Here is a 1,295-nt window from a genome sequence, read left to right as displayed (position 1 = left end):
GGGACTGCTGCACGGATAGGTGACACCCACCCGTGGTGCTGACCAGCACCGCTGAGAGGATGTCCCCATGTCCAAGCGCTATCCCCGCGAGTTCCGCGACGACGTCGTTCGCGTCGCCCTGGCCCGCGACCCAGGCGTGCCTCTGGCCCGCATCGCCGCCGACTTCGGCGTCGGCAAGTCCAGCCTGCAAAACTGGATCCGAGAGGCCGCCGAGGCTGCCCCCGCAGCGACGGCCCCCGAGGCTCCCTCCGACGCTCTGGAGGCTCGCGAGCTGCGTCGTCGCGTCAAGTTGCTGGAGCAGGAGATCGAGGTCATGCGCCGGGCTGCGGCCTACTTCGCCCAGGCTCACCTACCGGGAAAATGAGCTACCCGCTCGTCCGTGACCTTGCCGCCGACGGGATTCCCGTCGCGGTGACGTGCCGGGTGCTCAACCTCGCTCGCCAGCCCTACTACCGCTGGCTGAAGAACCCCATCACCGCTGCCGAGGTCACGCAGGCCTACCGCGCGAACGCGCTGTTCGACGCCCACCGCGACGACCCCGAGTTCGGCCACCGGCTCCTGGCCGACGAGGCCCGCACTGCCGGGCATCCGATGGCCGACCGCACCGCGTGGCGCATCACCTCGGCCAACGGCTGGTGGTCCGCGTTCGGCAAGAAGCGCGGCAAGAACGGCCGCACACCGGGCCCGCCGGTCCACGACGACCTGTGCGCTCGCACCGATGAGGACGGGCGCGTCCGCCATGTCTTCGCAGCCGAGAGCCCCGACGAGCTGTGGCTGACCGACATCACTGAGCACTCCACAGCCGAGGGCAAGGTCTACATGTGCGCGATCAAGGACGCGTTCTCGGGGCGGATCGTGGGCTACTCGATCGACTCCCGGATGAAGTCCCGACTGGTTGTGCAGGCGATCGAGAACGCGGTGGCGATGCGCGGGAACGTGGCCAGATGCGTCGTGCACTCCGACAGAGGGTCGCAGTTCCGCAGCCGCAAGGTTCTGCGGGTCCTGGCTCGTCACGGGCTTGTCGGATCCATGGGCAGGGTCGGCGCAGCCGGCGACAACGCGGCGATGGAATCGTTCTTTGCGCTGCTGCAGAAGAACGTCCTTGACCGCCGTGCATGGAGGACGCGGGCCGAGCTGCGGATCGCGATCGTGACCTGGGTTGAGAGGATCTATCACCGCCGGCGGCGGCAGGTCCGTCTGGGGCGGTTGACCCCCATCGAGTTCGAGACCATCATGACCACTCAGGTCGCACTCGCAGCCTGAGCCTGACTGTCACCTATCCGTGCAGCAGTCCC

At 68.2% G+C, this 1,295-nt stretch carries 1 protein-coding gene; it reads left to right on the top strand.

From position 1 onward, the window contains the following. Positions 1-67 precede the first annotated feature (67 nt). A protein-coding gene (locus ACTVCO_RS12190; RefSeq protein ID WP_443728705.1) for an IS3 family transposase occupies positions 68-1,263 on the top strand; the annotation gives its coding sequence in 2 pieces (ribosomal slippage) (positions 68-355 and positions 358-1,263; 1,194 coding nt in all). The last annotated feature ends 32 nt before the right edge of the window (positions 1,264-1,295 follow it).

The organism is Sanguibacter sp. A247, from assembly GCF_052324925.1.
Classification (GTDB): Bacteria; Actinomycetota; Actinomycetes; order Actinomycetales; family Cellulomonadaceae; genus Flavimobilis.
This window is presented reverse-complemented; position numbering and strand designations above follow the sequence as displayed.